This window comes from Winkia sp. UMB3158, assembly GCF_030217145.1.
Taxonomy (GTDB): domain Bacteria; phylum Actinomycetota; class Actinomycetes; order Actinomycetales; family Actinomycetaceae; genus Winkia; species Winkia anitrata.
This window is the reverse complement of the sequence record NZ_JASONH010000007.1, coordinates 12,254-39,192: the sequence shown is the minus strand read 5'-3', so window position 1 is coordinate 39,192 and position 26,939 is coordinate 12,254. Positions and strand designations below refer to the sequence as shown.

Annotated in this window: 28 protein-coding genes; 23 read left to right on the top strand and 5 right to left on the bottom strand. The window is 56.3% G+C overall.

Annotated features, from left to right (window positions below; genetic code table 11):
- Positions 1 to 27 precede the first annotated feature (27 nt).
- The 14 genes from QP400_RS08720 (at position 28) to QP400_RS08655 (ending at position 11,972) form a co-directional block, all read left to right on the top strand.
- Entirely contained in the window at positions 28 to 615 is a 588-nt protein-coding gene (locus tag QP400_RS08720; RefSeq protein WP_048707474.1) for a hypothetical protein, read from the top strand.
- The gene (locus QP400_RS08715; protein ID WP_070424988.1) at positions 612 to 1,226 is read left to right on the top strand and encodes a type 1 glutamine amidotransferase family protein; all 615 of its coding nucleotides are present in this window, start codon (positions 612 to 614) and stop codon (positions 1,224 to 1,226) included. The genes QP400_RS08720 and QP400_RS08715 overlap by 4 nt, the downstream gene beginning before the upstream one ends.
- Positions 1,226 to 1,945: a HisA/HisF-related TIM barrel protein gene (locus QP400_RS08710; protein ID WP_048707469.1), complete on the top strand. Its 720-nt coding sequence runs from the start codon at positions 1,226 to 1,228 to the stop codon at positions 1,943 to 1,945. Before QP400_RS08715 ends, QP400_RS08710 begins: the two co-directional genes overlap by 1 nt.
- Positions 1,945 to 2,592 (top strand): SseB family protein, encoded by a 648-nt coding sequence (locus QP400_RS08705; RefSeq protein ID WP_048707468.1) that lies wholly within the window; start codon positions 1,945 to 1,947, stop codon positions 2,590 to 2,592. Before QP400_RS08710 ends, QP400_RS08705 begins: the two co-directional genes overlap by 1 nt.
- A gap of 204 nt (positions 2,593 to 2,796) precedes the next feature.
- Positions 2,797 to 3,438 (top strand): translation initiation factor IF-3, encoded by a 642-nt coding sequence (gene infC, locus QP400_RS08700; protein WP_048707465.1) that lies wholly within the window; start codon positions 2,797 to 2,799, stop codon positions 3,436 to 3,438.
- Positions 3,439 to 3,500: 62 nt separating this feature from the next.
- Positions 3,501 to 3,695: a 50S ribosomal protein L35 gene (gene rpmI, locus QP400_RS08695; RefSeq protein WP_004804923.1), complete on the top strand. Its 195-nt coding sequence runs from the start codon at positions 3,501 to 3,503 to the stop codon at positions 3,693 to 3,695.
- 30 nt (positions 3,696 to 3,725) lie between these two features.
- A complete protein-coding gene (rplT, locus tag QP400_RS08690; RefSeq protein ID WP_048707463.1) occupies positions 3,726 to 4,109 on the top strand; it encodes a 50S ribosomal protein L20 in 384 nt (127 codons plus the stop codon).
- Complete coding sequence (locus QP400_RS08685; protein WP_065420880.1) at positions 4,110 to 4,955, top strand: TrmH family RNA methyltransferase; 846 nt, start codon at positions 4,110 to 4,112, stop codon at positions 4,953 to 4,955. It begins immediately after the preceding gene.
- Positions 4,952 to 5,896: a thiamine-phosphate kinase gene (locus QP400_RS08680; protein ID WP_053086207.1), complete on the top strand. Its 945-nt coding sequence runs from the start codon at positions 4,952 to 4,954 to the stop codon at positions 5,894 to 5,896. Before QP400_RS08685 ends, QP400_RS08680 begins: the two co-directional genes overlap by 4 nt.
- 24 nt (positions 5,897 to 5,920) lie before the next feature.
- Complete coding sequence (locus QP400_RS08675) at positions 5,921 to 7,285, top strand: UTP--glucose-1-phosphate uridylyltransferase (RefSeq protein ID WP_048707459.1); 1,365 nt, start codon at positions 5,921 to 5,923, stop codon at positions 7,283 to 7,285.
- The gene (locus QP400_RS08670) at positions 7,285 to 7,791 is read left to right on the top strand and encodes a GNAT family N-acetyltransferase (RefSeq protein ID WP_048707457.1); all 507 of its coding nucleotides are present in this window, start codon (positions 7,285 to 7,287) and stop codon (positions 7,789 to 7,791) included. Before QP400_RS08675 ends, QP400_RS08670 begins: the two co-directional genes overlap by 1 nt.
- A 27-nt stretch (positions 7,792 to 7,818) precedes the next feature.
- Positions 7,819 to 8,196 carry an iron chaperone gene (locus QP400_RS08665; RefSeq protein WP_048707455.1) on the top strand — a complete coding sequence of 126 codons (378 nt, stop codon included), beginning with the start codon at positions 7,819 to 7,821 and terminating at the stop codon, positions 8,194 to 8,196.
- Positions 8,197 to 8,328: 132 nt separating this feature from the next.
- On the top strand, positions 8,329 to 11,544 hold the full coding sequence (gene phoA, locus QP400_RS08660) for an alkaline phosphatase (protein WP_070424986.1): 3,216 nt from the start codon (positions 8,329 to 8,331) through the stop codon (positions 11,542 to 11,544).
- A 74-nt stretch (positions 11,545 to 11,618) separates the two neighbouring features.
- On the top strand, positions 11,619 to 11,972 hold the full coding sequence (locus tag QP400_RS08655) for a DoxX family protein (RefSeq protein ID WP_048707452.1): 354 nt from the start codon (positions 11,619 to 11,621) through the stop codon (positions 11,970 to 11,972).
- Here the strand turns inward: QP400_RS08655 and add are convergent.
- Together add and rpmB are read right to left on the bottom strand one after the other, a co-directional pair.
- Complete coding sequence (add, locus tag QP400_RS08650) at positions 11,969 to 12,970, bottom strand: adenosine deaminase (protein WP_004804942.1); 1,002 nt, start codon at positions 12,968 to 12,970, stop codon at positions 11,969 to 11,971. The genes QP400_RS08655 and add overlap by 4 nt on opposite strands.
- An 88-nt stretch (positions 12,971 to 13,058) precedes the next feature.
- Entirely contained in the window at positions 13,059 to 13,244 is a 186-nt protein-coding gene (gene rpmB / locus QP400_RS08645; RefSeq protein ID WP_004804943.1) for a 50S ribosomal protein L28, read from the bottom strand.
- Positions 13,245 to 13,431: 187 nt separating this feature from the next.
- Here rpmB and QP400_RS08640 point away from each other — a divergent pair, with 187 nt between their 5' ends.
- Genes QP400_RS08640 through QP400_RS08600 form a run of 9 tightly spaced genes read left to right on the top strand, consistent with a single transcriptional unit; the run spans position 13,432 to position 21,627 of the window.
- Positions 13,432 to 14,865, top strand: coding sequence for a hypothetical protein (locus QP400_RS08640; protein WP_141740512.1), 1,434 nt, complete (start codon positions 13,432 to 13,434; stop codon positions 14,863 to 14,865).
- Positions 14,862 to 16,979: an ATP-dependent DNA helicase RecG gene (locus QP400_RS08635; RefSeq protein ID WP_048707448.1), complete on the top strand. Its 2,118-nt coding sequence runs from the start codon at positions 14,862 to 14,864 to the stop codon at positions 16,977 to 16,979. The genes QP400_RS08640 and QP400_RS08635 overlap by 4 nt, the downstream gene beginning before the upstream one ends.
- A 2-nt stretch (positions 16,980 to 16,981) precedes the next feature.
- Positions 16,982 to 17,560 carry a 16S rRNA (guanine(966)-N(2))-methyltransferase RsmD gene (gene rsmD / locus QP400_RS08630; protein WP_004804952.1) on the top strand — a complete coding sequence of 193 codons (579 nt, stop codon included), beginning with the start codon at positions 16,982 to 16,984 and terminating at the stop codon, positions 17,558 to 17,560.
- Positions 17,561 to 17,569: 9 nt separating this feature from the next.
- Positions 17,570 to 18,061, top strand: a complete 492-nt coding sequence (gene coaD / locus QP400_RS08625) for a pantetheine-phosphate adenylyltransferase (protein WP_004804953.1) — start codon at positions 17,570 to 17,572, stop codon at positions 18,059 to 18,061.
- Entirely contained in the window at positions 18,043 to 18,765 is a 723-nt protein-coding gene (locus QP400_RS08620; RefSeq protein ID WP_004804955.1) for a hypothetical protein, read from the top strand. Before coaD ends, QP400_RS08620 begins: the two co-directional genes overlap by 19 nt.
- Complete coding sequence (locus tag QP400_RS08615) at positions 18,766 to 19,326, top strand: YceD family protein (protein WP_004804957.1); 561 nt, start codon at positions 18,766 to 18,768, stop codon at positions 19,324 to 19,326. It abuts the gene before it with no gap.
- Positions 19,319 to 20,092 carry a ribonuclease III gene (gene rnc, locus QP400_RS08610; RefSeq protein ID WP_004804959.1) on the top strand — a complete coding sequence of 258 codons (774 nt, stop codon included), beginning with the start codon at positions 19,319 to 19,321 and terminating at the stop codon, positions 20,090 to 20,092. Before QP400_RS08615 ends, rnc begins: the two co-directional genes overlap by 8 nt.
- Entirely contained in the window at positions 20,070 to 20,972 is a 903-nt protein-coding gene (mutM, locus tag QP400_RS08605; protein WP_004804962.1) for a bifunctional DNA-formamidopyrimidine glycosylase/DNA-(apurinic or apyrimidinic site) lyase, read from the top strand. The genes rnc and mutM overlap by 23 nt, the downstream gene beginning before the upstream one ends.
- 37 nt (positions 20,973 to 21,009) lie before the next feature.
- Positions 21,010 to 21,627, top strand: coding sequence for a response regulator (locus tag QP400_RS08600; RefSeq protein WP_040314761.1), 618 nt, complete (start codon positions 21,010 to 21,012; stop codon positions 21,625 to 21,627).
- A gap of 33 nt (positions 21,628 to 21,660) precedes the next feature.
- On the opposite strand, the gene QP400_RS08595 is transcribed toward QP400_RS08600, so the two are convergent.
- Genes QP400_RS08595 through cydD form a run of 3 tightly spaced genes read right to left on the bottom strand, consistent with a single transcriptional unit; the run spans position 21,661 to position 26,850 of the window.
- Positions 21,661 to 23,325: a GAF domain-containing sensor histidine kinase gene (locus QP400_RS08595; RefSeq protein WP_004804965.1), complete on the bottom strand. Its 1,665-nt coding sequence runs from the start codon at positions 23,323 to 23,325 to the stop codon at positions 21,661 to 21,663.
- Complete coding sequence (gene cydC / locus QP400_RS08590; protein ID WP_004804967.1) at positions 23,315 to 25,075, bottom strand: thiol reductant ABC exporter subunit CydC; 1,761 nt, start codon at positions 25,073 to 25,075, stop codon at positions 23,315 to 23,317. The genes QP400_RS08595 and cydC overlap by 11 nt, the downstream gene beginning before the upstream one ends.
- Complete coding sequence (gene cydD / locus QP400_RS08585; RefSeq protein WP_176744639.1) at positions 25,072 to 26,850, bottom strand: thiol reductant ABC exporter subunit CydD; 1,779 nt, start codon at positions 26,848 to 26,850, stop codon at positions 25,072 to 25,074. Before cydD ends, cydC begins: the two co-directional genes overlap by 4 nt.
- Positions 26,851 to 26,939: the final 89 nt, after the last annotated feature.

Below are 26,939 nucleotides of genomic sequence, written 5' to 3'. Positions count from 1 at the left end.
GAACATTGGTTACCGGCAGGAGGGGACATGAGCGAGGAAATTGGTGACGACTGGGATGAGGCGCTGCGCGAGCTGACCGGGCAGATGGGTGAGGCCGATTCGCATGCCCGCTCTGTGGCTTTAGTAATGACGCCGCTGGCTTCTGTCGAGGCCGTAGCCGCAGTTCTCGCAATGTCATCTCTACCTGGACAGGTGCTGATGACTGATACGGGGGCTGCCGTTTGGCTCGAGGTGGAACCCGATCCCGAGGACGACCTAAATGCGCTTTTGGGAGCGGATCGGCCAATGCCGAAGAAAGCAGATGAACTGGCAAAGCTGCTTTCACAGACCTCCCCGCTTGGAGTCGTGCTCCTGGTTAGTTGGTTAGGGAACGGGGACCAGGGCGAACCCGGTGTCTCCGGGCAGGTGATCGCAAGACGCTACCAGAAGGGGGCCGAAGGGGCAGACCTACCGGCAGGGCTAGTAATCTCCACTGCCGATGGGCGCGTGGAGGATCTGTTGCTAGGAAAATCTACTCCCGCCGACTACGAAAACATTGATGCCTCCCGCATGGGCCGAATGGCAGGACTAAAAGCGTTGCGCAAAGCTATGAGGCGAAAGAAAAAAGGCGAATGAACGTTGCTTTCTTCCCGCTCCACGAGGAAGCAAAAGGGCTGCAGGATTTATTAACCAGTGCAGGTTGCCAAGTAGATCTGTCTCCTTCTGGCAGTCAGGCGCTCGCGGCAGATGCGCTGGTTATCGCCGGAGAAGATAGTCACCAGGCTCTTGCAGACTATTTTTCTTCCGCGCGCTTGGACTACTTGCTGGACCGCCGGTTAGCCGGCGGAAGGCACGTTTTGGTTGTGGGCAGCCCTATGCACCTCTTGTTCGAGAACGTTGAGGACTTAGAGGGCGGCAGCCTGGCGCAGTGGCCCGGCAACGTCAATAGGCGCAATTTTAGCGAGCAGCATCTTCGGGTGGAACCGTCGAAGAGTCCTTTGATTGGCGATCTAAACGGTGAGCCACTTAGTTTCCCGTCCGCATATGCCGCTCACACTGATCCGGCTACGCTGCTGGGGCCTGGCCCTTTGAAACCGCCCCTAACCACTATGACGACGGGCCAAGAAAAGCTGGTTGCAGCGGTAGAAAATGGGGCCCTAGTTGGACTGCAATTCCTGCCTCACTGCAGCGGAGAAGTAGGCCAGCAGATCATCTCAAAATGGCTTATGAGGGTAAGGGAGAAATAATGCTAGATATTCTTCCCGCAGTTGATGTTGAGGCGGGGCAGGCGGTGCGCCTGTCGCGGGGGAGCGTTGACAAGGAGAATCAGTACGGTTCACCAAAAGAGGTGGCAGAACAGTTCATTGCTGCCGGTACTGGGTGGATCCATTTAGTTGATTTGGATGCTGCGTTTGGTCGCGGCTCCAATGCGCCGCTGCTGGCGCAGATAGCTGGCGAATTGGATGTAAAAATCCAGATGTCTGGCGGCATTGCCGACGAATCCTCAATTCGACGGGCTCTGTCCGTGGGGGCAACTCGCGTAAACCTGTCGACCGTGGTGCTAGAAGACTTGGAATGGACCAAGCAGATAATCCGCTCTTACGGTCCGCGGGTAGCGGTGGGCCTGGATGTGCACGGGCACACTCTTGCTGCCAGGGGCACGAAGCGCCAGGGCGGGGATGTATTTGAGGTTATTGATTTCTTGAACGAAGCCGGCTGCGCCCGCTACGTGGTGACCGATGTCTCCCGCGACGGCATGATGTCCGGCCCGAATCTTCCGTTGCTGGAAGAGGTAGCTGCCCGCACTGACGCGGCCATTGTCTCTTCCGGCGGCATCTCCTCGATAGAGGATATAAAGGCCATTGCTGCACTGGGCAGCGTCGAGGGATTGATTGTAGGCAAGGCACTTTATCAGGGTGCATTTACGCTGGAACAGGCGCTCGCTGCCGCGCGGGAGGTTGCCTAGTGGATTCCTCCCAGAGGCAGAAGGTGTCAAAGCGACTCAGCTACCAGGTGGACCGCAGCGATGACGGCAGTGCGCCTGCCGCGCTAGTGCAAGCCATGCGCCAGGGAGCACGGGCGTTCCAACGGGCTCTGTGTGAGGGCGAACGTCTTCTTCTTGCCATCAACCCGAAGGTAGGCGACGGTGAATGTCAGACGCCCAAGTTCGCTACCTTCGTGCTTCCTGACGACGGTGTCGGCTTGGCAGCTTTTACGAGTCTCACCGAGCTAGAGGGGTGTTTTCCTAACCATCGTCCCATCCCGTTGCCCGGTAAAAGGATCGCGCTACTTGCAATCAGTGCAAACGCACTACTGGTGGTAGATCCACCCGCAGGAATAGTACTGCCGGAACCAGCCCTCATGGCTCTGGCTGCGGGGGATACCTGGCTTCCACCTACTGAAGATGAGCAATTGCATAACCATGTGCGGCAGGTATGCGCCCACTTCGGGTGCCATTTCCTACGCTTTTCCGCGACTGCTACGGGAGCGACTCTGCTTCGTTTTGAGGCCGAGTCTAAAGAAGATGCGACCAGGGCATGCGCCGTCCTCGGGCAAGATCAGATGGTTGTTGCAAGATGTGCTCCACTGCACCTGATCCCCGTACTGAGGTGAGCGGTACCACCCGCTACTACCTTTTCGTACCGGCAGTCTTTTGCTAGTATTAAGTCAACAACCGGTTAGACCGGTGCGTAAGTGGAGCGATCCCACCTTGGAACCAACATGGGTCCGGGTAGCCAAAAAGGCTGATATGGGTAACCTCCGCATGCGTTTGGTGCGGAGGTTTTTTCGTGCCACCACTCAAATAGTCAAGGAGTAATCATCAGCGAGCTACGAATTAATGATCGCATTCGCGTCCCTGAGGTCCGCCTAGTTGGCCCTTCGGGCGAGCAAGTCGGCGTCGTTCGCGTCGATCAGGCGCTGCATCTAGCCCAGGAGGCTGGTCTTGACCTAGTCGAGGTCGCTCCCAACGCTAAGCCGCCGGTTGCGAAGCTCATGGATTACGGCAAGTACAAGTACGAGGCCGCACAGAAGGCTCGTGAGGCACGTCGTAACCAGGCCAATACGCAGCTGAAAGAGATTCGTTTCCGCCTGAAGATTGACGAACACGACTATGAAACCAAGAGGGGGCATGTCGAACGCTTCCTGAATGGTGGCGACAAGGTAAAGGTCATGATCATGTTCCGTGGACGTGAGCAGTCTCGTCCCGAACTTGGTGTGAAACTGTTGGAACGTCTTGCAGATGACGTGTCGGAATTGGGCACCGTTGAATCCATGCCTCGTCAGGATGGGCGCAACATGACTATGGTGCTCGGTCCGGTAAAGCGCAAGAAGATGGCCAAATCGCAGCAGCGTAGGTCTCACCAGGATGGTCGTCCTGTGAAGCGTAACCGTCAGGCTGAAAAAGACGCTCGTAAAGCAGCCCGCGCTGCGGCAGCTGCAAAAGAACAGCAAGACTAGCCTCCTAAAGCAAAAATTTCCTAGATACAACGCGGCTTTGCCGCAATAGACAAGGACACGAAATGCCGAAAATGAAGACGCACTCTGGTGCAAAGAAGCGGTTCCGCGTGACCGGATCCGGCAAGCTCATGCACGAGCACCCCAACAAGCGCCACTTGCTAGAGGTCAAGTCCTCCAAGCGTAAGCGTCGCCTGTCCAAGGACACCGTCATGAACCCCGCAATGACTCGCCACGCAAGGCGTCAGCTGGGCATCTAAAGCTTTTAAGAATAAAAGGAGAACATACTAATGGCACGTGTCAAGAGGTCTGTCAACGCTCGTAAGAAGCGTCGCACCACCCTGGATCGGGCATCTGGCTACAGGGGACAGCGTTCCCGCCTCTACCGTAAGGCGAAGGAACAAGTTACCCACTCAATGGTCTACAACTACAAGGACCGTAAGAAGCGTAAGGGTAACTTCCGCAGGCTGTGGATCCAGCGTATCAACGCTGCATGCCGCGCCGAGGGCATGACTTACAACCGTTTCATGCAGGGCTTGCGCCTGGCCGAGGTTGAGGTTGACCGGCGCATGCTGGCCGAACTGGCCGTCAGCGAACCGGCTGCCTTCGCTTCCTTGGTTGACACCGCAAAGAAGGCTCTGCCCGAAGACGTAAACGCTCCGGCTGCTAAGTAAATGGAGCAGGTGAACGCGCGTCCCGAACGACTTACCGACCCGAATACAAATCGGGTACGTACGGTAAAGCGCCTTTCGGGGCGCGCTTTCCGCGTTAAGTCGTTGCAGATAAGAGTAGAAGGCCCTCAGGCTGTAGCTGAGCTGTGCAGGTTTGCTCCCGATGCGGTAAAAGACATCTACGTGGGCGAGCTAGCTACAGGGCGTAGGCCCGATGTTGTACAGCTGGCCCTGCAGACTACCGAATGGATGCATGACTGCGACGATTCCGTGGTCAACGCCATGTCTTCGGACGGGCAAGGCTTTATTGCCGTTGCCTCCCGGGACGCCATTGGTGGGGACCTGGAGAAGATCGCCGAGCAAGCGGTAGCGTCGGCACGCCCAGTGGTCATCTGTCCGCAAACGCAAGATCCGGGCAACGCTGGCACTCTTATTAGGCTTGCCGATGCTTTTGGTGCTGCTGGCGTGGTTATGTGCAAGGGCAGTGCTGACCCTGCCGGTCCTAAGGTTATTCGTGCTTCGGCAGGATCGGTCTTCCATTTGCCCGTGGTTGCCGACCTTACCTTTGACGAGGTCTATGACGTGTTGGCCCGAAAGGGTATCGCCTTCCTCGGCGCTGACGGCAAAGGTGAAGTTCCCCTTCCCGTCCTCAGCGCAAATAAGGGTCCTGTTGGGCTAGGATCGCCACACGCTTGGGTACTTGGAAACGAAGCGCATGGCCTTGCCGAGGATCAGCTGGAGGCATGCACTGCTACGGTGTCGATACCCATGTCAGGGCAAGCTGAATCCCTAAACATCGCAGCGGCAGCTGCGCTGTGCCTGTACGCCTCTCAGCAGGGGCGGCAGTGAAAATCTCGGAAGTGGACGAAGGCACACTCATTGGTGCCTTCGTCCCTTTTCTGCCCACTGGCTGCCAGACAGTCATCGGCCCAGGCGATGACTGTGCTGTTGTAAAAGCGCCGGATTCCCGCTATGTCATTACTACCGACATGCTGGTTGAAGGGAGCCATTTCAAAAGAGAATGGTCTTCTGCTTTCGAGATAGGCCAACGAGCGGCTGCTCAGAATCTAGCTGACGTCGCTGCAATGGGAGCCCACCCGACCTCACTGGTATGCTCGCTCGCACTCCCGCCATCCCTTGAAGTCAGTTGGCTAGTGGATTTCGCTAAAGGACTAGCCGACCGTGCTCGTCCGCTTGGCTGCGGCGTAGTCGGCGGAGATTTAACTCAGTCGCGCACTCTAGCCATCTCTGTGACCGCCCTCGGCGATATGGCAGGTCTACAGCCAGTGCTGCGTAGCGGTGCGAAGGTAGGGGACCGCATCGTCTTGGCTGGCACCCTAGGCTACTCGGCAACGGGGCTGGAACTACTCAGCGAGGGAAGAAAGGCACGCTCTCAGCGCGAGCAGCAAGCGGTTCAGATATTCCGCGCCCCGAATCCGCCTTTGCAGATGGGGCCGACGCTTGCCAAGGCCGGCGCGAGCGCGATGATGGACGTCTCTGACGGCCTTCTAAAGGATGCTCGCCGCATCGCAAAGGCTTCTCAAGTGCGCATGGATCTTGATTATTCACTTTTAAAGCCGTTTATTTCGGCGTTGGAAGGTAGCTGCGCCGATCCGTTAGACAATGTGCTTTGTGGGGGCGAAGACCACGCGCTACTTGCCACTATTCCTAGCCACATAGAACTGCCGACAGGCTTGCGCGCAATAGGCAAGGTAATGGCAGGTGAAGGCGTATGTCTGGACGGGAAATTGCTATCTGCTTCCGGGGGCTGGGAAAGCTACAGGCACTAGCTGCAATGTAGTTATGATGTTCCTATGAGTGAAAAAGGACTGCAAGCAGCGCAGCAAAAAATGGCCGCCAAAGGCGTCGACCAGAATGCGATCAACGTGTTCACCCATTACTACAGGGAGCTGGAAGCGGGAGCTACCGGGCTAATTCCAGAGGAGACGATTGATCCCCTCACTGAGGTGCAGAGTCTTGACTCCACTCCGGTTAGTGACGAGCAGGCAAAAGAGGCTATTCAGAAGACCGTCTACATAAAGCTCAACGGCGGACTAGGCACGTCTATGGGATTGGACGACGCGAAGTCCCTTATACCCGTGCGCGATGGCAAGTCCTTCCTGGATCTGATCTGCCAGCAAGTTAGAGCAGTGCGGCAGAACTGGGATGCAACCCTCCCTCTTTTACTCATGGATTCTTTCCGCACCCAGGAATCGACGTTGCGGGCACTTGAGAACTACCCCGACATCAAAGTTGACGGACTCCCGCTGGATTTTCTGCAAAACCAGGAACCAAAACTGCGAACCGACAACCTTGAGCCTGTTCAGTGGCCAGCAGATCCGTCACTTGAGTGGTGCCCTCCCGGCCACGGTGACATATACACAGCCCTACTGGGGACTGGCTTACTTGATAAGTTCCTAGAGGCCGGATACCGCTACGCGTGTACTTCTAATTCGGATAATTTGGGCGGCTACCCGAATCCGCATATTGCGGGCTGGTTCGCCGCCTCAGGTGCGCCATATGCGGCAGAAGTTTGCGAACGTACCCCTGCCGATCGTAAAGGGGGCCACCTAGCCAGGCGGAAGAGCGATGGGCAGCTGATATTGCGGGACACCGCTCAGACTCCAAAAGAGCAGATGCATTTCTTTACTGATGAGCATCGCCACCCGTACTTCCACACCAATAACTTGTGGTTCGACCTGCAGGTGTTGCGTGACACACTGGTACAGAGGAAAGCCGTCCTTGGGCTGCCACTGATCCGCAACAAGAAGACTGTAGATCCCACTGACAAGAACAGCACCGAGGTGTACCAGATTGAAGCGGCTATGGGGGCTGCAGTCCAGTCTTTCCCCGGAGCGACCGCGATTCTGGTTGGCCGTGAGCGCTTCTTACCCGTTAAGACCACCTCTGATTTGGCCCTCGTGCGCTCCGATGTGTACGAGCTAACTGCCGATGCGCGTCTAGTCTCTCAGGTCGAGGAGGCACCCTTCGTGCAGCTGGATCCCGATTACTACAAGACGATTGCACAATTCGAGGAGCGTTTCCCGAAGGGGGTTCCGTCACTGAAGAAGGCATCTTCCTTTGTTGTAGAGGGGGATTGGACCTTCGACGAAGGTGTGACGATCGAGGGGGAGCGCAAGATAGATGGGGCTGGCTCGCCAGGCGAGGTGCTGCAGTAGTGGGTCAGCTTCGTGTGACAGAGGCGAGTGAAGACCATCTTGAGGCGATTACCCGCATTTACAATCACGCTATAGAGCACACGACTTCAGTGTGGACTGAAGAGCCTGTAGATGTTGCTAATAGGCGTGCTTGGCTGGCAGGGCATCAAGACGAAGGATACCCGGTAATCGTGGCGCTGGACGGCAATGAGGTAGTTGGATTCGCCTCGCTGTCTGCGTTCCGGCCGTGGCCAGGATATTTTGCCTGTGTAGAAAATTCGATTTATGTGGCACCTGAGTGTGCTGGCAAGGGCATAGGTACGCTGCTGCTCTCGTCTTTGGTTGAGCGGGCTCAGCCCTATCACACAATAGTGGCGGGGATTGAAGCTACCAACGATGCTTCGATCAGGCTCCACCAAAAACTCGGTTTTACAAAGGTTGGCGAATTTCCTCAGGTGGGGAACAAATTTGGTAGATGGCTGGACCTGACCTTCATGGAGAAGATTGTCGACTCTCAGCGCGCCTGATTGGAGCCGCGGACGTAGCATCTAGGTATGGTGGATATAAGCATTTTCAAGGATTTCATCGCTAGTGTGTCAGAGGGCGAAGCACGCGATTCCTACGCTGGCTTGCTTGAGTGGGTTGCTACAAAGTTCCCGGAGTTAGAGCCCGTAATCAAGTGGAACAAGCCGATGTTTTTGCTTGAGGGTACTTTTATTCTCGGCCTGTACGCGGCTACTAAGCATATGTCCGTGGCTGTCGAGAAGAATATCTTTGAGCAGTTCTTACCCAAGATCGAGAAAGTCGGTTATACGCACGGCAAGAAGCTCTTTCGAATTAGGTACGATCAGGAAACTGATTACGATCTGCTCGAAGAGATCATCCGGGCGCAGATCGAGGACAAGCGCGGCCTGGATCGCTTCTGGAAGTGATGTCTTAGCTGTTGACCAGCTCTGTTTACTTGCCGGTAAACTTGGCTTTCTTTTTTCTTAGCATCTTTCTGCTTCGATGCTGGCAGGCACTTTATGCCCAAGTGCTATAGCGTCCTATGACAGGAAGAGGATATGTTGAAAAAGAATTCGAAGGTGATCGGAGGGATTGGCGCTCTGGCGCTGCTTGCAGCCCCCATAGCAGGCATTGCTACCTCCGCAGCTGATTCACCGACGACCCGCGGTTATAACGGTCCCAACTCATGTGTCACCATGGATGGCAACGGGAATGTTGTAGCCCCTGGCCCCGGAGATTGTGCCCAGTTTGGCACTGCCGGCCAGCAGCGAAGCAACGCAAAAGCCAAGAACGTCATCCTGCTTATTGGTGATGGCATGGGCCAGCAGGAAATCACGGCTGCGCGCAACTATCTGAAGGGGGCGGGCGGCCGCTTTGAGGGGCTTGACGAGCTGACTTCGGATGGCCTATACACTCACCACTCGATTAATAAAGACGGTTCTTTTAACTACGTTACGGATTCGGCTGCATCAGGCACTGCCTGGTCTACCGGTACCAAGACTTACAACGGTGCCATCGGAGTCGACCTAAAAGGCAAACCCCAAGAGAACCTGTTGGAAGTTGCCAAGAACGCTGGCATGCGCACAGGCAACGTCTCTACTGCCGAGATTCAGGACGCAACTCCTGCAGTAATGGGCGCCCACGCCACCGACCGGTCCTACTACTCTCCGACTGGACCCAAGCCTGCTAAGGGCGAGGACTTGCGCGAAAATGGCGGGATCGGGTCAATTTCTGAACAGCTAATCGATACTCGCGCCGACGTCACCATGGGTGGCGGCCGCAAGTATTTCGATTCGGTTGTTGCCAAAGATTCTGGAAACACCAATCCCTTCCTAAAGGGTGAAGCTAAGTATGACACCAAATGGAAGGCCGGTAAATCCGTCCTCGAAAATGCCAAGGACAACGGCTTCCAGGTAGCCGAAACCGCCGAGGACCTGGAAAAGATCTCTGAAGCGAATCAACAAAATCCGGTGCTTGGCCTATTTAGCCCCGGAAACATGGAAACTACCTTTGCCCCTTCCGAGGCCGTGAAAGGTGGAGCCACCGCAGAACCGCAAACCTGTAAAAAGCAGGAAATTGGTTCCGAACCAGAACTGAAGGCAATGACCGAAAAGGCCATTGACCTGCTGGACAAGCCGGACTCTGACAAGGGATTTTTCCTACAGGTAGAGTCCGCATCCATCGACAAGCGCGATCACGCCGCTGATGCTTGCGGGCAAATTGGCGAAACCGGCCGCCTCGACGAGGCCACCAAGGTTGCCTTGGACTTTGCTAAGGCTGACGGAAACACCCTGGTGGTAGTCACTGCAGATCACTCTCACACCAGCCAGGTAGTGCCTGATGGCGAGGATTCGGTAGCCTTCGCAACGCGCTTGCGCACGGAGGAAGGCTCGACTATGACTGTGGCCTACGGAACGCAGCCGACTACTGATTCGTCAATGCAACACACCGGAGCCCAGCTCCGCATTGGCGCCTACGGTCCCGGTGAGGAAAACGTCATTGGTCAAACAGATCAGACTGACACATTCTTTACTATCAAGAACGCTCTTGGTCTAGGTGAACAGGGCGCTGCCAATGACCTGGTGAAGAAACCTGCAGAGGCCCAGAATGTGCAGGATACGTGCTACAAGATAGATAAGGACGGCAAGGTAGTTGCCCCGAAACCGGGCGAATGCGCCCAGTATGGCGAGTCCGGGCCAGGCCGGTCAACTGACAAGGCGAAGAACGTCATTGTCTTCATTGGCGATGGCATGGGCGACAGCGAGATCACTTCTGCTCGCAACTACCTGTACGGCGCCAACGGGCGTCTGCCAGGACTAGACAATCTGAAGTACACCGGGTCTTACACGCACTTCTCGCTCAATCCTCAAACCGGTAAACCTAACTATGTAACCGACTCTGCGGCCTCTTCTACTGCTTGGAATACCGGCACTAAGACCTACAACGGAGCCATTGGCGTTGACATGTTGGGCAAGCCTGTTCCTAACCTTCTCGAGAACGCGAAGGCTCGCGGTATGAAGACCGGCAACGTTTCCACAGCCGAGATTGAAGATGCTACTCCTGCGGGGGCTGCTACTCACGCCCTCAACCGGAAGTGCTACGGCCCCGAGATGGACAAGAACAAGCAGGCTTGCCAGGGCGAGAAGTTCAAGAAGCAGTTCCGCGAGAATGGGGGACTGGGATCCATCGCAGAGCAGCTCGTTGATGTGCGCGCCGATGTCACTTTGGGCGGCGGAGCGAAGGCCTTCGCCCAGAAGGTGCAGGTATCCGGAAAGTTTGGCGGCTCTACCCAGTGGACTAAGGGCAAGTCTGTGCTAGACAATGCCAAGGCAAACGGGTACACCGTGGTCACTGATGCGGCAGGACTGGAGTCGGTAAAGAAAGCTGACCAGGATGCTCCGGTTTTGGGGCTATTCTCTGAAGGCAACATGCCACGCCAATTCCTGCGCACTACCCCTACCGCTGATGGGGCCGAGGGCGAAGCGAAGGCCTGCCAGGTAAATCCGGAGCGCAGTGATTCGGTGCCCACTTTGGCGGCGATGACCACTAAGGCTATGGATCTTCTGCAGAATAAGAACGGCTTCTTCATGCAGGTAGAGGGCGCCTCGATCGACAAGTCCGACCACGATGCGGATGCTTGTGGGCAGATTGGTGAACTGGACGATCTGGACCAGGCTATTCAGGCTGCCCAGAAGTGGGTAAGCCAGTCGGGCGAACCCACCTTGATCGTTGCCACTGCAGATCACGCACACACCAGCCAGATCACTAGCGACCAAGACCGCACCGCGGGTCTAACCACGAGGCTGCTAACTGCTGATGGTGCTCCGATGGTAATCAACTACGCCAACGCGCCTACCAATGGTGAGGACGCTCTGGGCGGACAAAACCACACCGGCTCCCAGTTGCGAATTGCAGCTTCTGGTCCCGGCGCCCAGAACGTTATCGGACGCACTGACCAGACAGACCTGTTCTTCACTGTGCTGAATGCACTCCCAGAAAACAAGGATGCGAAGCCCTCTGAACCGAGTCAGCCTACTGAGCCTACTGAGCCTACTGAGCCGAGCGCAGAGCCTGGCTCCGACAAGGACCACTCTACGGAATCTAAGCCGGCGGAAGGTGACAAGGGTAAGACCACTGCCGCCTCTGGTAAGGCGGGGAACTCCTCCACAAGTTCTCTGGCACGTACCGGCGTGCCTGCCATCTCGCTGCTACTGATTGCTGGTGGGGCTGTTGCCGCAGGTGTAGGCGCAATGCGGTATAAGAAGAATATGTAACTGCTACTAGAACACAAAAGCGGTGAGGCCTTGCCTCACCGCTTTTTTGTACGTTGGGGTATAAAATATCTGCCATGAAGGCTAGTCATTTACCGTTTGTTTTTATCCCAGTAGGCACCATGCATTTCGTAAAACCGGAAGTATTTGATGGTATTATCCCGGATTTCATTCCCGGTGATAAACGATTCTGGACTTACGCCTCTGGCGTCTTGGAGCTAGCCTGCGCTGCTGGACTCATGCATCCAAAGACTCGCAAGGCTGCCGGTCTTTTGTCAGCCGGGGTGCTTGCGGGCGTATGGCCGGCAAACTTCCAGATGGCTTGGGACTGGCGCAACGAACCTTGGCAGAAGCAAGTGATCTCTATCGGGCGGCTGCCACTGCAGATCCCCATGATCAAGGCTGCCTTGGAAGCCTACAAGGGAAACTAATACTCCAGCTCAGCTATCTCCTGTAGAAGCTGCCGCTTCAAGGTAGGGGAGGCCCACGACATTGCTACGGCATCCTTACAACGCTCGATCAGGAACTGCTTGTCAACCCCTGCCTCCAAGAGGTATTGGAAGTTTTCCCCGATGTAACCGCCGAAGTATGCCGGGTCGTCTGAATTGATGCTTACGCGCACGCCCTGACCTACTAGCTGTTTGATCTCGGCAACCTTTCCGCCCTCTGAAATCCAAGAATTAGAGATGGGGCAGGAGGTAAGGCCAATACCGGCCTTGGCAACGTATTTTACGAGCGATTCGTCTTCGACAATGTTGGTGCCGTGGTCGATCCTGGCAGTCCCAATCTGGTTAATAGCCTGGCCAATGTGTTCAATGGAGTGAGGGATGTCCACATCGCAGTGGCAGGTAAGCAGGTAACCGTCTTTGCGGGCGCGGGCAAAGACGGCCTCAAAGTTTGCCGGAGGATTGCCGTTTTCGTCAGAATCCAGTCCGACCCCCATGATCCAGTGCGCGTAGGGTAGGGATTCCAGCAGGGTCGCCATGGCATATTCGGGTTGGAAATCCCGAAGAAAACACATAATCAAGGTGCTTACGATGCCCAGGTTTGCTTCAGCGTCTATCTGTGCGCGGCGGATGCCACTGATTACGGTGTGGAAAGAAATTCCGCGGCTGGTGTGTGCCTGCGGGTCAAAGAACATTTCCACGTAGCGAACATTCTGGGAAGCTGCCTTGGTTAGGTAGGCGGTGGCGAGGTCATAAAAGTCTGCTTCGGTGCGCAGGACGTCCATGCCGTCGTAATAGGCGGCTAAGAATGACGGCAAGTCGGTGAAATCGTAGGAGTCACGGACTTGCTGTGGGGTTTGTTGATCAAGCGTTATTCCGTTTCGCTCGGCCAGAGCGAATTTTAGTTCGGGTTCTAGAGTTCCCTCGATGTGTACGTGTAATTCCACTTTGGGGAGGGAAGATACGAATTCACTTAGTTCCATTTTGGTCCTTTAGTCGGAGTTATTGGAACTAGCTTAAACACTTTTTGGGCCGCACGCAGGCGCGGCCCAAAATGAATATTAAAGTGTCTTAGCGCGGAACGCGATCAGACTTGATGCACTTGGTGCATACGTTGATGCGTTTCGGGGTACCGTTCACAACGGCGCGCACGCGCTGAATGTTCGGGTTCCAACGGCGGTTGGTGCGCACGTGAGAGTGCGAAACGGACTTCCCGAAGCCGGGTCCCTTGCCGCAGATTTCGCAGGTAGCAGCCACGGTTTCTCCTTACAATTAATGGCCGACAGTGGAAAAAGTTCGCTAAAGCTTTTAGCAACTTGTCTAGAATAACTGATTTTACTGCTGCCTCCAAACCTCCGCGGTCATTTGTCGCCTGTTTCACGTCGGAGTGTCTTCTGGTGCGATGTAACCCTCGTGAGGCCCCAGCTTTTGCAATACTTAAGGTGTGTTTCAAATAAGTGGGCAGACGCAGATCGATGGGCCGGCTTTACGCGCGCTATGGCAGCGTGTGTTAGGCGGACTCAAGGAGCGGATGGAGCAGCCCGAGTTTTCGCGCGCTCTGGGGACGGCTCAGGCAGTTGCTTCGTTAGGAGGCGCATATGAGGCCGTATCGCAACTGCCTGCTGAAGCAGACGTGTCTTGGTGGGGAGCGGAATTTGCTGCCGCCTGCGCATCTTTTGCGGAAGGGCGCCTAGGGGTAGCTATTGCCGCAGGTATGCAGAGAGCGAGCGTGAACCTACCGCGAGTGCTACGGCCCGTGGATTTTGCGGATTTCCTACTGCATTTTTTCGAGGGCGTAACGGACTCGCTTGCGAATGTGTCTACGCCCTCGTGGATTGGGCAGATCTGCGAGTCACTCGAGGATCGCGATGACTATTTGAGCATTGACCAGGTGGTGTTTCTTCTGGCGCTGACATTGCTCTATCCTGTAGAAGAGTTTGCCGATCCCGGTGAAGCGTTGGCAGCAGTTGTAGCCGCAGAACTGTCCAAGGTCTACAGTGACGATATTCGCTCTGACACCCTTCCGGAGGACCCGGTGGCGGCCCGCTTGGCCAAGACTACGCTGGCGGATTCACTCGATATTTTTGAGACAAGCGCTGCCTGGTCTGACGTGAGTCCAAAGGCGTTGCAGGATACGCGGGCACGGATAGATGGTTACGGTGGCAAAGCGGCATGGAGTGCGCCGGAGGAGCTACTGGGCGAATCGATTATGCGCTCTGCGGTATGGCATTCCAGTGCGCTAGTGCCCCTTGACGTGCAAACCGCCGACGTTACAATCCGCTACCTGCAACGACGGCGCGGGGTGGAGACTGCCTCGAACGTTATTCAGCTCCGGCCCAACTCGCTCACCCAGCTAAGGATGGCGTTCGTGGCATGCATAGAGGCCCCCGGTATCGCTCAGCAAGTTGCCAAGGCGGGTGCAACGGTGGTGCTTAACGCCTCCTCGACGCACGCTTTAGCTAGGGCAGAATTGACCGCGCTAGCCGGTGGAGCCGCCGCGGTTACCTATCTGTGTGGATCTGCCAGGGCCCGCGAATTTGCGGCGAGCCGGGCCCGCAACGATGAACGGGTACACGTGGCCGGGGTGCGCAATGATCTTGACGTGTTGTCCTTCTTGGAAGCGGGAAGTTCCCCGCAGGCCCGCTCGCTCGCGGATTTAGAGGCGGTTGTAGCCGACACGGTAGCTTCCCTGCCGCCCTCATGGTCGACCTCGGAATTGGAAGAAGTGCAGGTGGATACAACCCGCCCTTTGCGCCTCTTGGCAGCCAGTAAGGACGGTCCTATCGAGATCGCTAACTATGAGGCGGCATTAGGAACGGACCTGCAGATAATCTACGGTGGGCAGGCAGGGCAGTCCCTGATTGGAGGCATTCAGTGACGGTCACCGCGCAGACGCCGCTAAACCGAATCTTCGCTGATGCCCTGGTGAAGAAATTCGTAAAGCTAAATATTGAAACTGCCGGGCAGGTCCTGGCGCATTTTCCGTTCAGGTATCAGCACAAAGGCGAACTGAGGGCCATGGCCACGCTGGAAGTGGGCGCGGACGTGACAGTGTACGGGAAAGTGATATCGGCTCTATCTCGTAAAGCCCGCAGCGGCCGGGCAATATTGAACGTGCAGGTAACTGATGGTACTTCCACCATCGGCCTAACTTTTTTTGGGCGGCATGTGCGCGCCCTCAGCGGGCACCAGCGCCGCTTGAAGGAGGGCGCAACTGGCTTTTTCTCAGGGAAAGTCAGCGTGTACCGCAATCAGTTGCAGCTGACCTATCCGAGCTATGTGTTAGATGACGACGAGCAACTGGCCGCATTCGACCAGGAAACTCCGATCCCGATTTATCACACCACTGCAAAGCTGAAGAATGAACAGATTATTGAAGCAGTGAAGATGATATTGGGGACTATAGATCCTGCCTCGTACCCGGATCTTATTCCGCCGGGCAGCCATACCCCATTTGTCCGCTTCGAGGCCATAAAGAAGCTGCACCTACCCGCGACTGATAGCGACGTGGAAGCAGCGACGGAACAGATGCGCTACGAAGAGGCCATGCTGACTCAGACCGCGCTTTTGCAGATGAGGGCGAAGTCGCGAGCTGGGAAAGCCCCCAAGTGCGCGCGCCACCGTGGTGGGCTGCGGGAAAAGCTTGAGCAATCACTGCCATTTACTCTCACGGAGGGACAAAGGAATGCCCTGAAGCAGATAGATAAAGACATGGGCCAGGGGGTGGCCATGTCTAGACTCGTCCAAGGTGACGTGGGATCAGGAAAGACGATCGTGGCTCTGCTGGCGATGGTCACCGCGGTCGAGAATAGCTATCAAGCTGCTCTTCTTGCCCCCACAGAGATCTTGGCAGAACAGCATTATGCCTCATTGCGTTCCACCCTCGGGACGCTAGCTGAGGACGAACTAGTGGGCCCTGCCGGCGGGGGAGTGCCGGTGTTCCTCTTGACCGGAAACATGAAGACGGCAAGAAAACGCGAAGTGCTGGCCCGCCTTGCATCATCGGAACCGGCCATAGTCGTGGGCACTCACGCCCTACTATCCGAGGGCGTGCAACTGCCTTACCTGGGACTAGCAGTAGTGGACGAACAACACCGCTTCGGAGTGGAACAACGCGACAAAATCCGCGCGAGCGCGCTGACTAGCCCGCACATGCTGGTCACTACCGCCACGCCCATACCCAGGACACTCGCAATGACCGTTTTTGGCGACCTGGACGTGACCACAATAAAGGAGCTTCCAAAGGGGCGTAAGCCCGTGCAGACGTTCGTAGTGCCCAAGCAGAACTCAGTGTGGATGGAACGACTGTGGCAGCGCAGCAGAGAAGAAATCAATAAGGGGGGCAGAGTCTTTGTAGTCTGCCCGTCGATTGAAAGTGACGACGAGATAGCCTCAGTTACCCAAACAATAGCGGACTTGGGGCAGAATCCCTCCCTCAAGGACATTCCGGCTGCCAGCTTGCACGGAAAGATGTCCGGTCCCAAAAAAGATGCAGTCATGGAATCTTTCACTGCCGGGAAAGTAGGGCTGCTAGTGTCCACCACCGTGATTGAAGTGGGAGTAGACGTTCCCGATGCCACTATGATGGTCATCCTCGACGCAGACCGTTTCGGCTTGTCGCAGCTTCACCAGCTACGCGGACGCGTGGGGCGCGGAAACAAGGCTGCCGTTTGCATGGCGGTTACCGGCGCGCAGCCACAGTCACTGGCGGGCCAGCGGCTAGAAGCCTTCGCCTCTACAACCGACGGATTCAAACTCTCTGAATACGACCTCTCTCTGCGTTCATCCGGCAACGTGCTGGGAGCAGCCCAGTCCGGAGCAACCAGCTCACTGAAATTCCTAGACGTGATAAAAGATACCGATGTGATTGAGGAGGCTCGAAGTAACGCCAAAGTACTAATAGAATCAGACCCTACCTTGGCTAAATATCCGAATCTTGCAGCTGCAATAAAGGCCCAGCTCGAGAACATGGCATTTTTGGAGAAGAACTAACGATGACCCGAATAATCGCAGGAAGCGCGAAAGGGCGCAAACTAGCCGTCCCTCAAAAAGGTACCCGCCCCACCTCGGAGCGAGTTCGGGAAGCTATCTTTTCGAAACTAGAACACTACGACGCGCTCGCGGGGGTCACCGTCCTCGACCTCTATGCAGGTACCGGGGCGTTAGGGCTAGAAGCGCTGTCCAGGGGAGCTCTAAGGGCCGCCCTCGTCGATAAGTCTCAGCGGGCATGCGACCTAATCCGCCAGAACGTGCGGGCTACCGACTTTAGAGCCAACGCGCGGGTATATCCCACCAGTGCCGCCGGGTTTTTAGAAAATGACGAGGACATGTGGGATCTAGTTTTCATTGACCCTCCCTACGACGTGACAAACGAGCAGATCGGACAACTATTAGAAAGTCTGCTTCCCAAGCTGCGTCCGGCAGCCGTCGTGGTATTAGAGAGGGCGAAGCGAGACGGTGAGCCGCCCCTTCCAGAAGGGCTAGATCTGATCACTCAGAAGAACTATGGTGACACGACCGTTTACTACGCCGATACCGCGCCAATGCCGCAAAAGGAGACGGATAACGGTTAAGGTGTACCTATGAGTACCGCAGTATATCCAGGCTCTTTCGACCCGCCCACGCTGGGGCATACAAACCTGGTTCGGCGAGCTGCGCCGCTATTTGATCACCTGTACGTGGCAATTGCTCATAACACCGCCAAGAAGTCCCTGTTCAGCACCGACGAGCGGGTGGAACTTTTTGCGCAGGCAGTGGCCGACATACCCAACGTCAGCGTGATTAGTACGAGTGGCCTCATTGTGCACACGGCCGAACAGCTGGGGGCCGAGGTGCTGATAAAGGGGGTGCGCGGCATGGTCGACGTAGAAAACGAGGTGACGCAGGCCCGTCTCAACAAAGAAATTGGTGGCATTGAAACTCTTCTACTTCCCTCCGAGGCACGCTACACCTGCGTCTCTTCTTCCGCGGTAAAGGAAATTGCGAGTTTCGGTGGCGACTTTTCGTCGTTAGTGCCTGAAAATGTATACAAGAAGATGAAACAGCTGGAGGAGACATGGCCAACGAGGAAGTAGACACTCAAACGGATCAGGTAGAAAATCTGGAAGGGGTCGAGGAACAGTACGCGCCCTCGGACGTGATCGCTGTACTGGATCGGCTCAGCGAACTCATCGCCTCAGGTAAATCTCTTCCTCTGTCCGCGTCTGTGCTGGTAAATCAGGCGGAAGCGCTGGAATTGTTGCACAATGCTCGGGAAGCTCTGCCGTACGATCTGGTGCAAGCTGACGGCATTGTCCAGGATGCGTCGAAGGTGTTGGACCAGGCAGATGCTGAAGCGGCTGCCACCATCGCGGACGCGAATTCGCAGGCAGAACAAACCAAGTTAGAAGCTGACGACTACGCGAAGCAGACGCGGAGCGAGGCGGACCAGCAGGCACAGACCGCTGTGTCCGAGGCCGAAGAGCGTTCTCAGCAGATCCTTGCCGACGCTCACTCAGAATCTGAAAAGATTGCGGCTTCTGCGCGCGCACAGGCCGAAGATCTGGTGAATCGGGCGAAAGCCCGCGCCAGTGAACTGGTAGCTAAGGAGACGGTGGTTGCGCAGGCACAGGCCAAGGCGCAGTCCATCGTCAGTGAGGCACAAAATAAAGCTGGTAAGCTCGCAGGCGATGCAGACCGCTATGTGGATTCCAAGCTGGCAGAGTTCGAAGAACTGCTGCAGCAGATCATGCGGCAGACCCACGGGGGCCGCCAGTCCCTGTCTCGTAAAGGACGTTAGATGAGTACTGATTTCGAAGATGGACTAAATGTTTCTCTTCGGGAGCTTCCTACCCAGGTAGGTTCTACCATTGGGATTGACCTGTCGGTTTCGGTTCCTGAAGATCTAGGAACAGAAGTGCTGAAGGTGCCGCAGGAGCCTAATCTGGAGTTAGCGGTGCGACTGACTGCTTTGGAAGATGGGATCCTTGCCCACGTCGAGGGCGACACCCGGGTAACGGGCGAATGTTCCAGGTGCTTAGATCCGGTCACCCTCGATGTCTCAATCGACGCTGACCAGATGTTCTTCTATGAGGATCATTTGAAGAAGCTGGTCGCGGAGGGCGACGAGGAGGCGGCTTCGATGCCTACGGTGGGTGCCGACGAAGTGGCGCTAGATGAGGTAGTCCGTGACGCGATCATTGCCGATCTTCCTTTTGCGCCTCTGTGTAAGCCAGAATGCCCGGGACTTTGCCCTGAATGCGGCATTAGGCTAGCCGACAATCCCGGTCATGAACACCAGAATGTGGACCCCAGGTGGGCCTCTTTAGCAGCGTTGAAGGACAAGCTCGAAAGTGAATAGTCAAACCCCGGATGTACGCAGGCTTACAGAGGCCTGGGGGATAAGTATCGATCCAGACCTGCTGGTTCTGGCCCTGACTCACCGCTCGTTTGCCAACGAAGAGGGCGGCTTGCCCACTAACGAGAGGCTCGAATTTCTAGGTGACTCGGTGCTTTCTATTGTGGTAACCGAAAAGCTGTATCGCGACTATCCGGGTCACCCTGAGGGGCACTTGGCGAAGATGCGCGCCGCTACGGTATCTCAGCCGGCGCTTGCAGCAGTCGCCCGCAAGATCGATCTGGGACCTTACATCCTTCTAGGCAAAGGTGAGGATTCTTCCGGGGGCCGCAACAAGGACTCCATACTCTCTGACACTGTAGAGGCTCTAATTGGTGCCACGTATTTGACCCATAAGCTCGAGAAGACGCGCAAGGTGGTCGAAGACCTACTTGCCGATCTTCTGGATCAGGTGGTCCAGCGTGGCATAGGCATGGATTGGAAGACGACGCTTCAGGAACTCGCCGCCGCGCTAGAGCTTTCCTCCCCGGTCTACGAGTCGACCTCTACAGGCCCCGATCATGCGCGGGTATTCACTGCGCAGGCCCTGGTCGATGGCCAGGTGGTGGCTAGTGGAACTGCCTCTTCGAAGAAGCTCGCTCAGCACGAAGCAGCAAGGGCAGCGGTCGAGGAACTGCAAAAGCGCTATGACATCCACACCCCACTGGGGTTCGACGTGGATGTAGAGGCGGTGCGAAAGGAAGTAAATGCCAGAACTGCCAGAGGTTGAGGTAGTTCGGGCCGGTTTAGCTGAGCATACTTCTAATTTTTTGATTGAAGACGCCGCTATCAGGCACCCGCGCACGGCCAGGCACACGGTAGGTGGGCCGCAGGCGCTAGAAAGATCGCTTAGAGGGCGGGCCATCTTGGGATGGGCTGTGCGGGGAAAATACTTGTGGGCGTTACTGGATGATGACACGGCGTTAGTAGTGCATTTGGGTATGTCAGGGCAGATGCTGGTGCGTCCTTCGGATGCTCCGCCCTCCAAGCATGAACGGGCGACGCTGACTAGTGGTGGCCGTTCCCTGCGGTTTGTAGATCAGCGCACCTTCGGATACCTCCGCGCTGATCAGTTAGTAGGTGACCGAGCGGGAGTGCCAGCGGGGCGGGGAGATGCAGATGGAAGACTGCCTGCCTGCGTGAGCCACGTTGGGCGCGACGTGTTAGACCCCCACCTCGACATGGCCTCGGTTTGCCGCCAGGTGCAGAGCTCGGCAAGAGCAGTGAAAGCTATTTTACTTGATCAAACCGTAGTTTCGGGTGTTGGAAACATCTACGCTGACGAGGCGCTGTGGGCTGCGCAGGTGCATCCGCTGCGCCGTGGCAATGAATTGTCGAAGCCGAAGATTGAGCAGATCTACGGTGCTTGCCGCTTGGTGATGGAGCGGGCGCTGACTCAAGGGGGGACTTCTTTCGATTCTCTCTATGTGAACGTCAATGGTGAATCTGGCTATTTTTCTAGATCACTGTCCGCGTATGGACGAGTTGGGAGGCCCTGCGAGCGATGCGGTACGCCGATGCGCAAAGTGGTAGTGGCGGGGCGTTCCTCCACGGTGTGCGTAAAATGTCAGAAGGTGCCGCGCGGGAGTCTAGCGGCGCATAAAGGTTAGGATATTTGGTATGGAAGAGCATAAGAATATTCGCGTAATGATTGTTGATGACCACGAGATCGTGCGTCGTGGTATTGCTGAAATCGTGGACCGCGCAGATGGCTTGGAAGTGGTCGCGGAAGCAGGATCTGTCGAGGACGCAGTCCGCCGTGCGGATCTTGTACGCCCGGATATTATTTTGGTTGATCTGCAGCTTCCAGATGGAACTGGTATCGACGTGATGAATCGCCTGAAGGAACTGTGCCCCGATACGCACCCGATTGTCCTTACTTCGTTCGATGACGACGATGCCTTGGCCGAGTCTCTGGAGGCGGGAGCCCGTGCCTACATTCTGAAGACTGTTCGCGGTGCAGAGATCACAGACGTGATCCGTGCGGTTGCATCTGGGCGCGTGCTGCTGGACGAACGTACAGTTACCAGGCGAAGGGCCGATTCTGGGGATCCCACGGCGAATCTGACCCCTTCCGAACGCAAAGTATTAGAACTAATTGGTGATGGTCTGTCTAACCGCGAGATCGGCGAGAAGCTGGGTGTTGCCGAGAAGACCGTGAAGAACCATATTACGTCGTTGCTGGCGAAGATGGGGTTGCAGCGCCGAACCCAGGTAGCGGCGTGGGTTGCCGGCCAGCGAGCGCAAGCCTGGAGGAACAACTAAGCAATTGGGTGGACCGGCCGGTCCACCCAATTTTTATTTAAGGGGTACTTGCCACTCCATCAATGTGCCCTTGTGGGTTGGACGGGCGCCGATGGAGAAGTTGCCCCCATGCCGGCGCGCGCGAGCGGCAAGGTTATCGAGACCTGATCTTCTCGTGTTGGATCGATCCAGTCCGGCTCCGTCATCAGTAACTTCGATACGGACGCGGCCCTCCTGTAGACGGCTAGAGACATCTATGCGCGCCATTACCGAGGACGCATGCGCGTGGCGGGCAGCATTCGACAGTCCTTCTCGGACTACCGCCACTACGTCGTCGGCAATGTCAGAGCCAACCTGGTCATCGATCATTTGGATCAATTCTTCTTCAGCTATGTCGTCTCCGGTGAGCTCGGTATTGTCGGCGACGATGATTAGCGAGGGAGCGAATCCAAGAAGGGTGCGCGCTAGCGAGGATTCGCGACGCAGCCGTTCTACTAGTACGACGCCTGCATCAGGTTCTCGAAGGTTGTGAACGATGGCCCGAATTTGTTTTACAGAATCGTCTACGGATGCCAGCGCCTTTTCGAGTACCTCGATCGTTGCTTTGTCGTCTCGGTTGCCTGCGGCTATTGCGTGTTTTGCCCCGTCAATCTGCATGCCGGTGGCGAACAGCTGTTGAATCGCCAGATCGTGCAGGTCGCGACCGATCCGAGAGCGCTCATCTAGCAGGGTAGCGATATCTTCGCTGTGACGTGCCGAGGCCAGTTCTAGTGCGAGGGCGGCCTGCGCGGATACGGATTCGGCCAGGTCTAGTTCGGCCTGAGTGAATTCTGGGTGTCCGGGCCGCCGAAGGAGGAGGAGCACTCCGGTAGCGCTTCCTCGAGCTAGTAGGGGAGCATAGAGTGCTGGTCCCCATTTCGAAAGCTCTGGTACGCGCATAGTTTGTGCTCTGCGCATGGAATCGACCACCAGGCCAGCTCCTTCGCGCAGGACGGACATTGCCCTTCCTTCTTCTGGAAAGCGCAGCCCAATGAGGCCTTGGGCGCCGTCGCCATCGGCGATCTCACAAGCGTATACGTCTCCGACGGAAGGCAAGATCAGCAAGGCGGTGTCTGCCTCGGCTACTTCGCGAACTCTGCGAGCAATGGCTTCCAGTGCCTCTTCCTCGTCGGTGCCTTCCAGGAGCATTGTGGTAAGGGACTGGGATACCTTTATCCATTTTTCGCGTTTGCGAGCATCCTGATAGAGGCGCGCATTTTCGATTGCTACGGCAGCGACTGCCGCCAACCCTAAAATCACCTTAAGATCGTCGTCACTGAAGTCATTGTCGTCACTGATCAAATAGAGACGCCCGATGATTTGCTCGTGCATCGACACTGGCACGCACATTAGGGACTGGGCCTGGGGCCAGATTGAGTTGAACAGCTCGTTGTCTGGTCCAAGGATCACCCCGTGCCCGTGAGCAAGCCCGATCTGCTGTTCTGCCTTTGAAAGTAAGGACTGTTGGGAGGGAATATCGAGGCCATCAATGCCGGAGTGGTATATCCGGGCTAGATCGCCACGGTTATCAAGCATGGTCATAGACCCGCAGGAGGCATTAACTAGCTGGCATGCTTTGTTAACGAAGTCCTGCATGACGCCGGGAACTGCGAGGCGTCCCGCCAGGTCTAAAAATGCGCTCAGCAACGACATGTCTTTATGCAGTCGTTCAGTTTCCATATGCATATTCCTCCTGGCATGCCGCCCATGCATAGTCTTCGTTATTAGCCAGCAATTCCTGGTGGCGCCCGCGTGCTACTACCTTAGCGGCGCCTCCGTCCGTGGCCATCATAAGCACTTCGTCTGCGGCTCCTAATGCAGACAGGCGGTGGGTGACAACAAGTACTCCCTTGTCTGATTGGGAAGTAAGCATCTCGGTGAGGATCTTGTCTGCCGTAGCGGGGTCGATGTGTTCACCGGGCTCGTCAAGGAGCATCAGCGGAGCAGTGGCTGCTAGAGCCCTGGCTATCAGGATGCGGCGTCTCTCGCCACCAGAAATTGTAGTGCCGCCCGAACCAATTACTGTGTCTAGTCCCTCCGGGAGAGACCGGGCCCACTCGCCGATTCCAGCGCGATCCAATAGGTCGTAGGCTTCTGTTTCAGTTACGTCACCGCGGGCGACACGGATGTTCTCCAAAACAGTGGTTTCGAAGATATGTGCGTCCTCCGCCGTCACCGTAATGGCCTTAGAGGCATTCTGTCGCGACAGAGAGCTTACCGGCACTCCGTCTATTTCTACGGTCCCAGATTTTGGCTCGAGGAGGCCAGCGAGTGTAAATAGCAGGGTTGACTTCCCGATTCCGGATGGCCCTACTATCGCTGTGCGCGAAGAGGGCGTAAGCGTGAGGTTGATGCCAGTGGCAATGGTGGGGCCTCCTGGCCACCCAATGGCAAGATCCGTTGCTTTCAAGACATTGGATTTCACCTGGATGGTCGAATCTTTTTCAGTATCTTGTTCCCCGTCCAAAAGGCTGATGATGCGTTTGGCCGCACCCGCAGAAGAGATGAGTTGCACCGTGGCAGGTCCTAGCAGAGCAGTACCTTCAAACGCGGACAGTGGGGTTAATACGACGACAGCTAGTCCCACAGGGGAGAGGGTAGAGGCATGCATTGCCCAGGTCCCAAAGATGATCGCGCCGATGACCGAGAGCGAGGTGGCAACGTCATTCATTGCGCTCGCCCACCCATTGGGGTAGGCAGCTTGATTCTTTGCCTTTGTGAGCGCTTCATCTGTCTTGACAAAGTGAGCGTCCATGGCATCTGTCCTGCCTAAAACGGCGAGTTCTGCAGCCCCATCTAGCATGGTCATAGCAGACACCGACATCTCGGTTCTGGAAATCTGATTTGCCAGTTCGGCCCGGCGGGTTGCGCGGGCACTTAGCAGCGGGGAGACAAAGCCGGACAGCAATAAGCAGATGGCAAGTACAACCGCACAGGCGGGATCTAGGAGGGCGATCCCTAGGCAGGTGCATACTCCGACTACCAGCGCTACGGCTGTGGGGAGCAGAGACTTCACTACGAAGTCACCTACCGCGTCCACGTCGGCTCCGGTGCGGGCTAGCAGGTCGCCGCGTTTGATACCGGCTACTTTCGAGGTTGAAGATTCAGCCAAGCGCTCGTATACGCCGGAGCGGAGGGATCCCATCCCGGACAGCGCTACCCAGTGGGAACTCAATCGTTCCAGGTAGCGCAGTACAGCTCTGGAGATGCCGAACAGGCGAACTGCGGTGGCAGCTACAGAAAGAGTCAGTACCGGAGGCATCTGAGATGCCCGGGCAATTAGCCATGCTGAGGTAGCGCCTAAAGCTACTGCCGCGCCCAATCCTAGGGAACCGAACAGCACTGATAGGGCGAACCATTTCTTGTCTATCTTCAGAAGCCGTAGGGATTTCCTAAGAGCGCGTGCCTCATCTTTTTCTAAAAAAATCATTTCTGCTCCACTGCTCGTTCGTCTAGGAAACCGTATTCTTCAAGCGGGACACTGCTAGCGCCGGAAACCGGGTTGGCAAGCGCATCCTTATCTGCTTCGGTCATCTTGCCGGAGGAGACTTCGATGAGTTGGTCGGCAAGTTTTAGCAGGGGGATGCGGTGGGCTATTAGGAGGATCGTTTTGCCCTGAGCTTTTAGTTCTTCTACTGCGGCCGTTACCTGGGCTTCAAGGTGGGCGTCCAAGTGGGCGGTCGGCTCGTCCAATATCACGAGCTGCTCTTTCCCTAAGAGAGCACGGGTGAGGGCGAGGCGCTGGCGTTGACCAACGGAGAGTCCTACCCCTCCCTGTCCGATAGGAGTGGCCCACCCCTCTTCGGCCTGTGCCACAACCTTGTCGAAGCCGGTTGCCTTGGCTGCTTTAGCTAATGGTCCGGTAGCAACTCCGTCGGGGCAAAGAGCATGTGCTCGCTGCGCATCGTCGCAGATATTTTCCAGAATCGTTCCGGGTAGTAGAACAGGGCTTTGGGGCACCCAGGTAATTTGCTGTCGCCAGCTATCCATGTCGACATTTGGCAGAGCGAGGGTGCTGCCCGAATGGACGAGGCTAATCTGCCCTCTTTCGAATTGCTGTAGCCCTAGGAGAGCCATAACCGTGGTGGATTTGCCCACCCCTGACGGGCCAACTAGGGCGCTCATAGAGCCCGGCTGCAAAGTAAAATGTAGGTCTTTTGGAGCCCACATGCCGCGGGCGGCAACTGAGAGCGACGAGGCCTCAATGGTGGTGTGCTCCAATGCGGGGGCGGGGATAGTCCCTTCCTTTGGCGTGGGTGCCTCCAGTACTGCGAAGGCAGACTGTGCTGCGGCAAGCCCGTTTGAGGAGGCGTGGAATTGCTTTCCTACTTCCCGCAGCGGGAGGTAGACCTCGGGGGCGAGCATAATTACCGCTAGCGCGGGGGCCAGTTCGATGTTTCCGTATACGAGGCGGAAGCCAGTTTCGACCGCTACGAGTGCTACCGAGAGAGTAGCTAGGAACTCTAGTACGCCACCCGAGAGGAAAGCTACCGAGAGAGTGCGCATGGTCGTGCGGGCATAGTTGTCGCCCAGCCTGCGCACTTCCCGAATGGGACCACGCTCGCGACCCAGGGCCTTCAGGGTCGTAAGACCAGAGATAAGATCCAGTAGCTCGCGACCTAACTGCTGCATCGAAGCCAGACGGCGGTTGGAAGCCTCTTGGGTCAACTTACCAATGAGGATCATGAAGATAGGAATCAAAGGAATAGTTATTACTGCCACGATCGCCGAAAGCCAGTCCAGCCAAAGCATCACTGCGAGGGCTGCTGGAGTCACGGTACAGGTCAAAACCAACTGCGGCAGATAGTTTACGAAGTACGGCCCTAGATCATCTAGAGCGCGGGTTAGCAAGGTGACCGTGTCTGCTCCCTTGCGGGCCTGCCAGCGAGGCCCTAATTGCATCGCTTTGCGAAGTACTTGGTGGCGTAGCTCCACGATGGTTTTCGTAGCGGCTTTGTGGGCTTGGGATTCACGCACGAACATGACGAGGGCGCGTGCCACCGCTACTCCTGCCAAAATCCACACCAGATGTATAACTTGCCCCAGGTGCATCCCATCGGTAATAACGGGACTGATGATCCAGGCGATCAACACATCCTGGGCGATCACCAGGAGAGCGGTGAGGAAACCGAGCCCGGCGATAAGTGCGATGTATGAGCGAGCTGATTTCGCGTATCTAATTAGACGTGGATCAAATGGTTTCACGGGCCTTAGGCTTTCATACTTTTCTGAAGTTTTGCTATTAGACGCAACTGGAGGGGCCACGGTCGTGGCCCCTCCAGCTAAGTCAGTTC

Coding starts and splice junctions, on each gene's coding strand:
- QP400_RS08665 (WP_048707455.1), top strand. CDS start 7,819: ATGGTGGATATAAGCATTTTCAAGGATTTCATCGCTAGTGTGTCAGAG.
- phoA (WP_070424986.1), top strand. CDS start 8,329: ATGTTGAAAAAGAATTCGAAGGTGATCGGAGGGATTGGCGCTCTGGCG.
- rsmD (WP_004804952.1), top strand. CDS start 16,982: ATGACCCGAATAATCGCAGGAAGCGCGAAAGGGCGCAAACTAGCCGTC.
- cydC (WP_004804967.1), bottom strand. CDS start 25,075: ATGATTTTTTTAGAAAAAGATGAGGCACGCGCTCTTAGGAAATCCCTA.
- rpmI (WP_004804923.1), top strand. CDS start 3,501: ATGCCGAAAATGAAGACGCACTCTGGTGCAAAGAAGCGGTTCCGCGTG.
- add (WP_004804942.1), bottom strand. CDS start 12,970: ATGGAACTAAGTGAATTCGTATCTTCCCTCCCCAAAGTGGAATTACAC.
- QP400_RS08685 (WP_065420880.1), top strand. CDS start 4,110: ATGGAGCAGGTGAACGCGCGTCCCGAACGACTTACCGACCCGAATACA.
- QP400_RS08600 (WP_040314761.1), top strand. CDS start 21,010: ATGATTGTTGATGACCACGAGATCGTGCGTCGTGGTATTGCTGAAATC.
- QP400_RS08715 (WP_070424988.1), top strand. CDS start 612: ATGAACGTTGCTTTCTTCCCGCTCCACGAGGAAGCAAAAGGGCTGCAG.
- rplT (WP_048707463.1), top strand. CDS start 3,726: ATGGCACGTGTCAAGAGGTCTGTCAACGCTCGTAAGAAGCGTCGCACC.
- QP400_RS08675 (WP_048707459.1), top strand. CDS start 5,921: ATGAGTGAAAAAGGACTGCAAGCAGCGCAGCAAAAAATGGCCGCCAAA.
- QP400_RS08615 (WP_004804957.1), top strand. CDS start 18,766: ATGAGTACTGATTTCGAAGATGGACTAAATGTTTCTCTTCGGGAGCTT.
- QP400_RS08620 (WP_004804955.1), top strand. CDS start 18,043: ATGGCCAACGAGGAAGTAGACACTCAAACGGATCAGGTAGAAAATCTG.
- coaD (WP_004804953.1), top strand. CDS start 17,570: ATGAGTACCGCAGTATATCCAGGCTCTTTCGACCCGCCCACGCTGGGG.
- QP400_RS08655 (WP_048707452.1), top strand. CDS start 11,619: ATGAAGGCTAGTCATTTACCGTTTGTTTTTATCCCAGTAGGCACCATG.
- QP400_RS08595 (WP_004804965.1), bottom strand. CDS start 23,325: ATGGAAACTGAACGACTGCATAAAGACATGTCGTTGCTGAGCGCATTT.
- QP400_RS08720 (WP_048707474.1), top strand. CDS start 28: ATGAGCGAGGAAATTGGTGACGACTGGGATGAGGCGCTGCGCGAGCTG.
- mutM (WP_004804962.1), top strand. CDS start 20,070: ATGCCAGAACTGCCAGAGGTTGAGGTAGTTCGGGCCGGTTTAGCTGAG.
- QP400_RS08710 (WP_048707469.1), top strand. CDS start 1,226: ATGCTAGATATTCTTCCCGCAGTTGATGTTGAGGCGGGGCAGGCGGTG.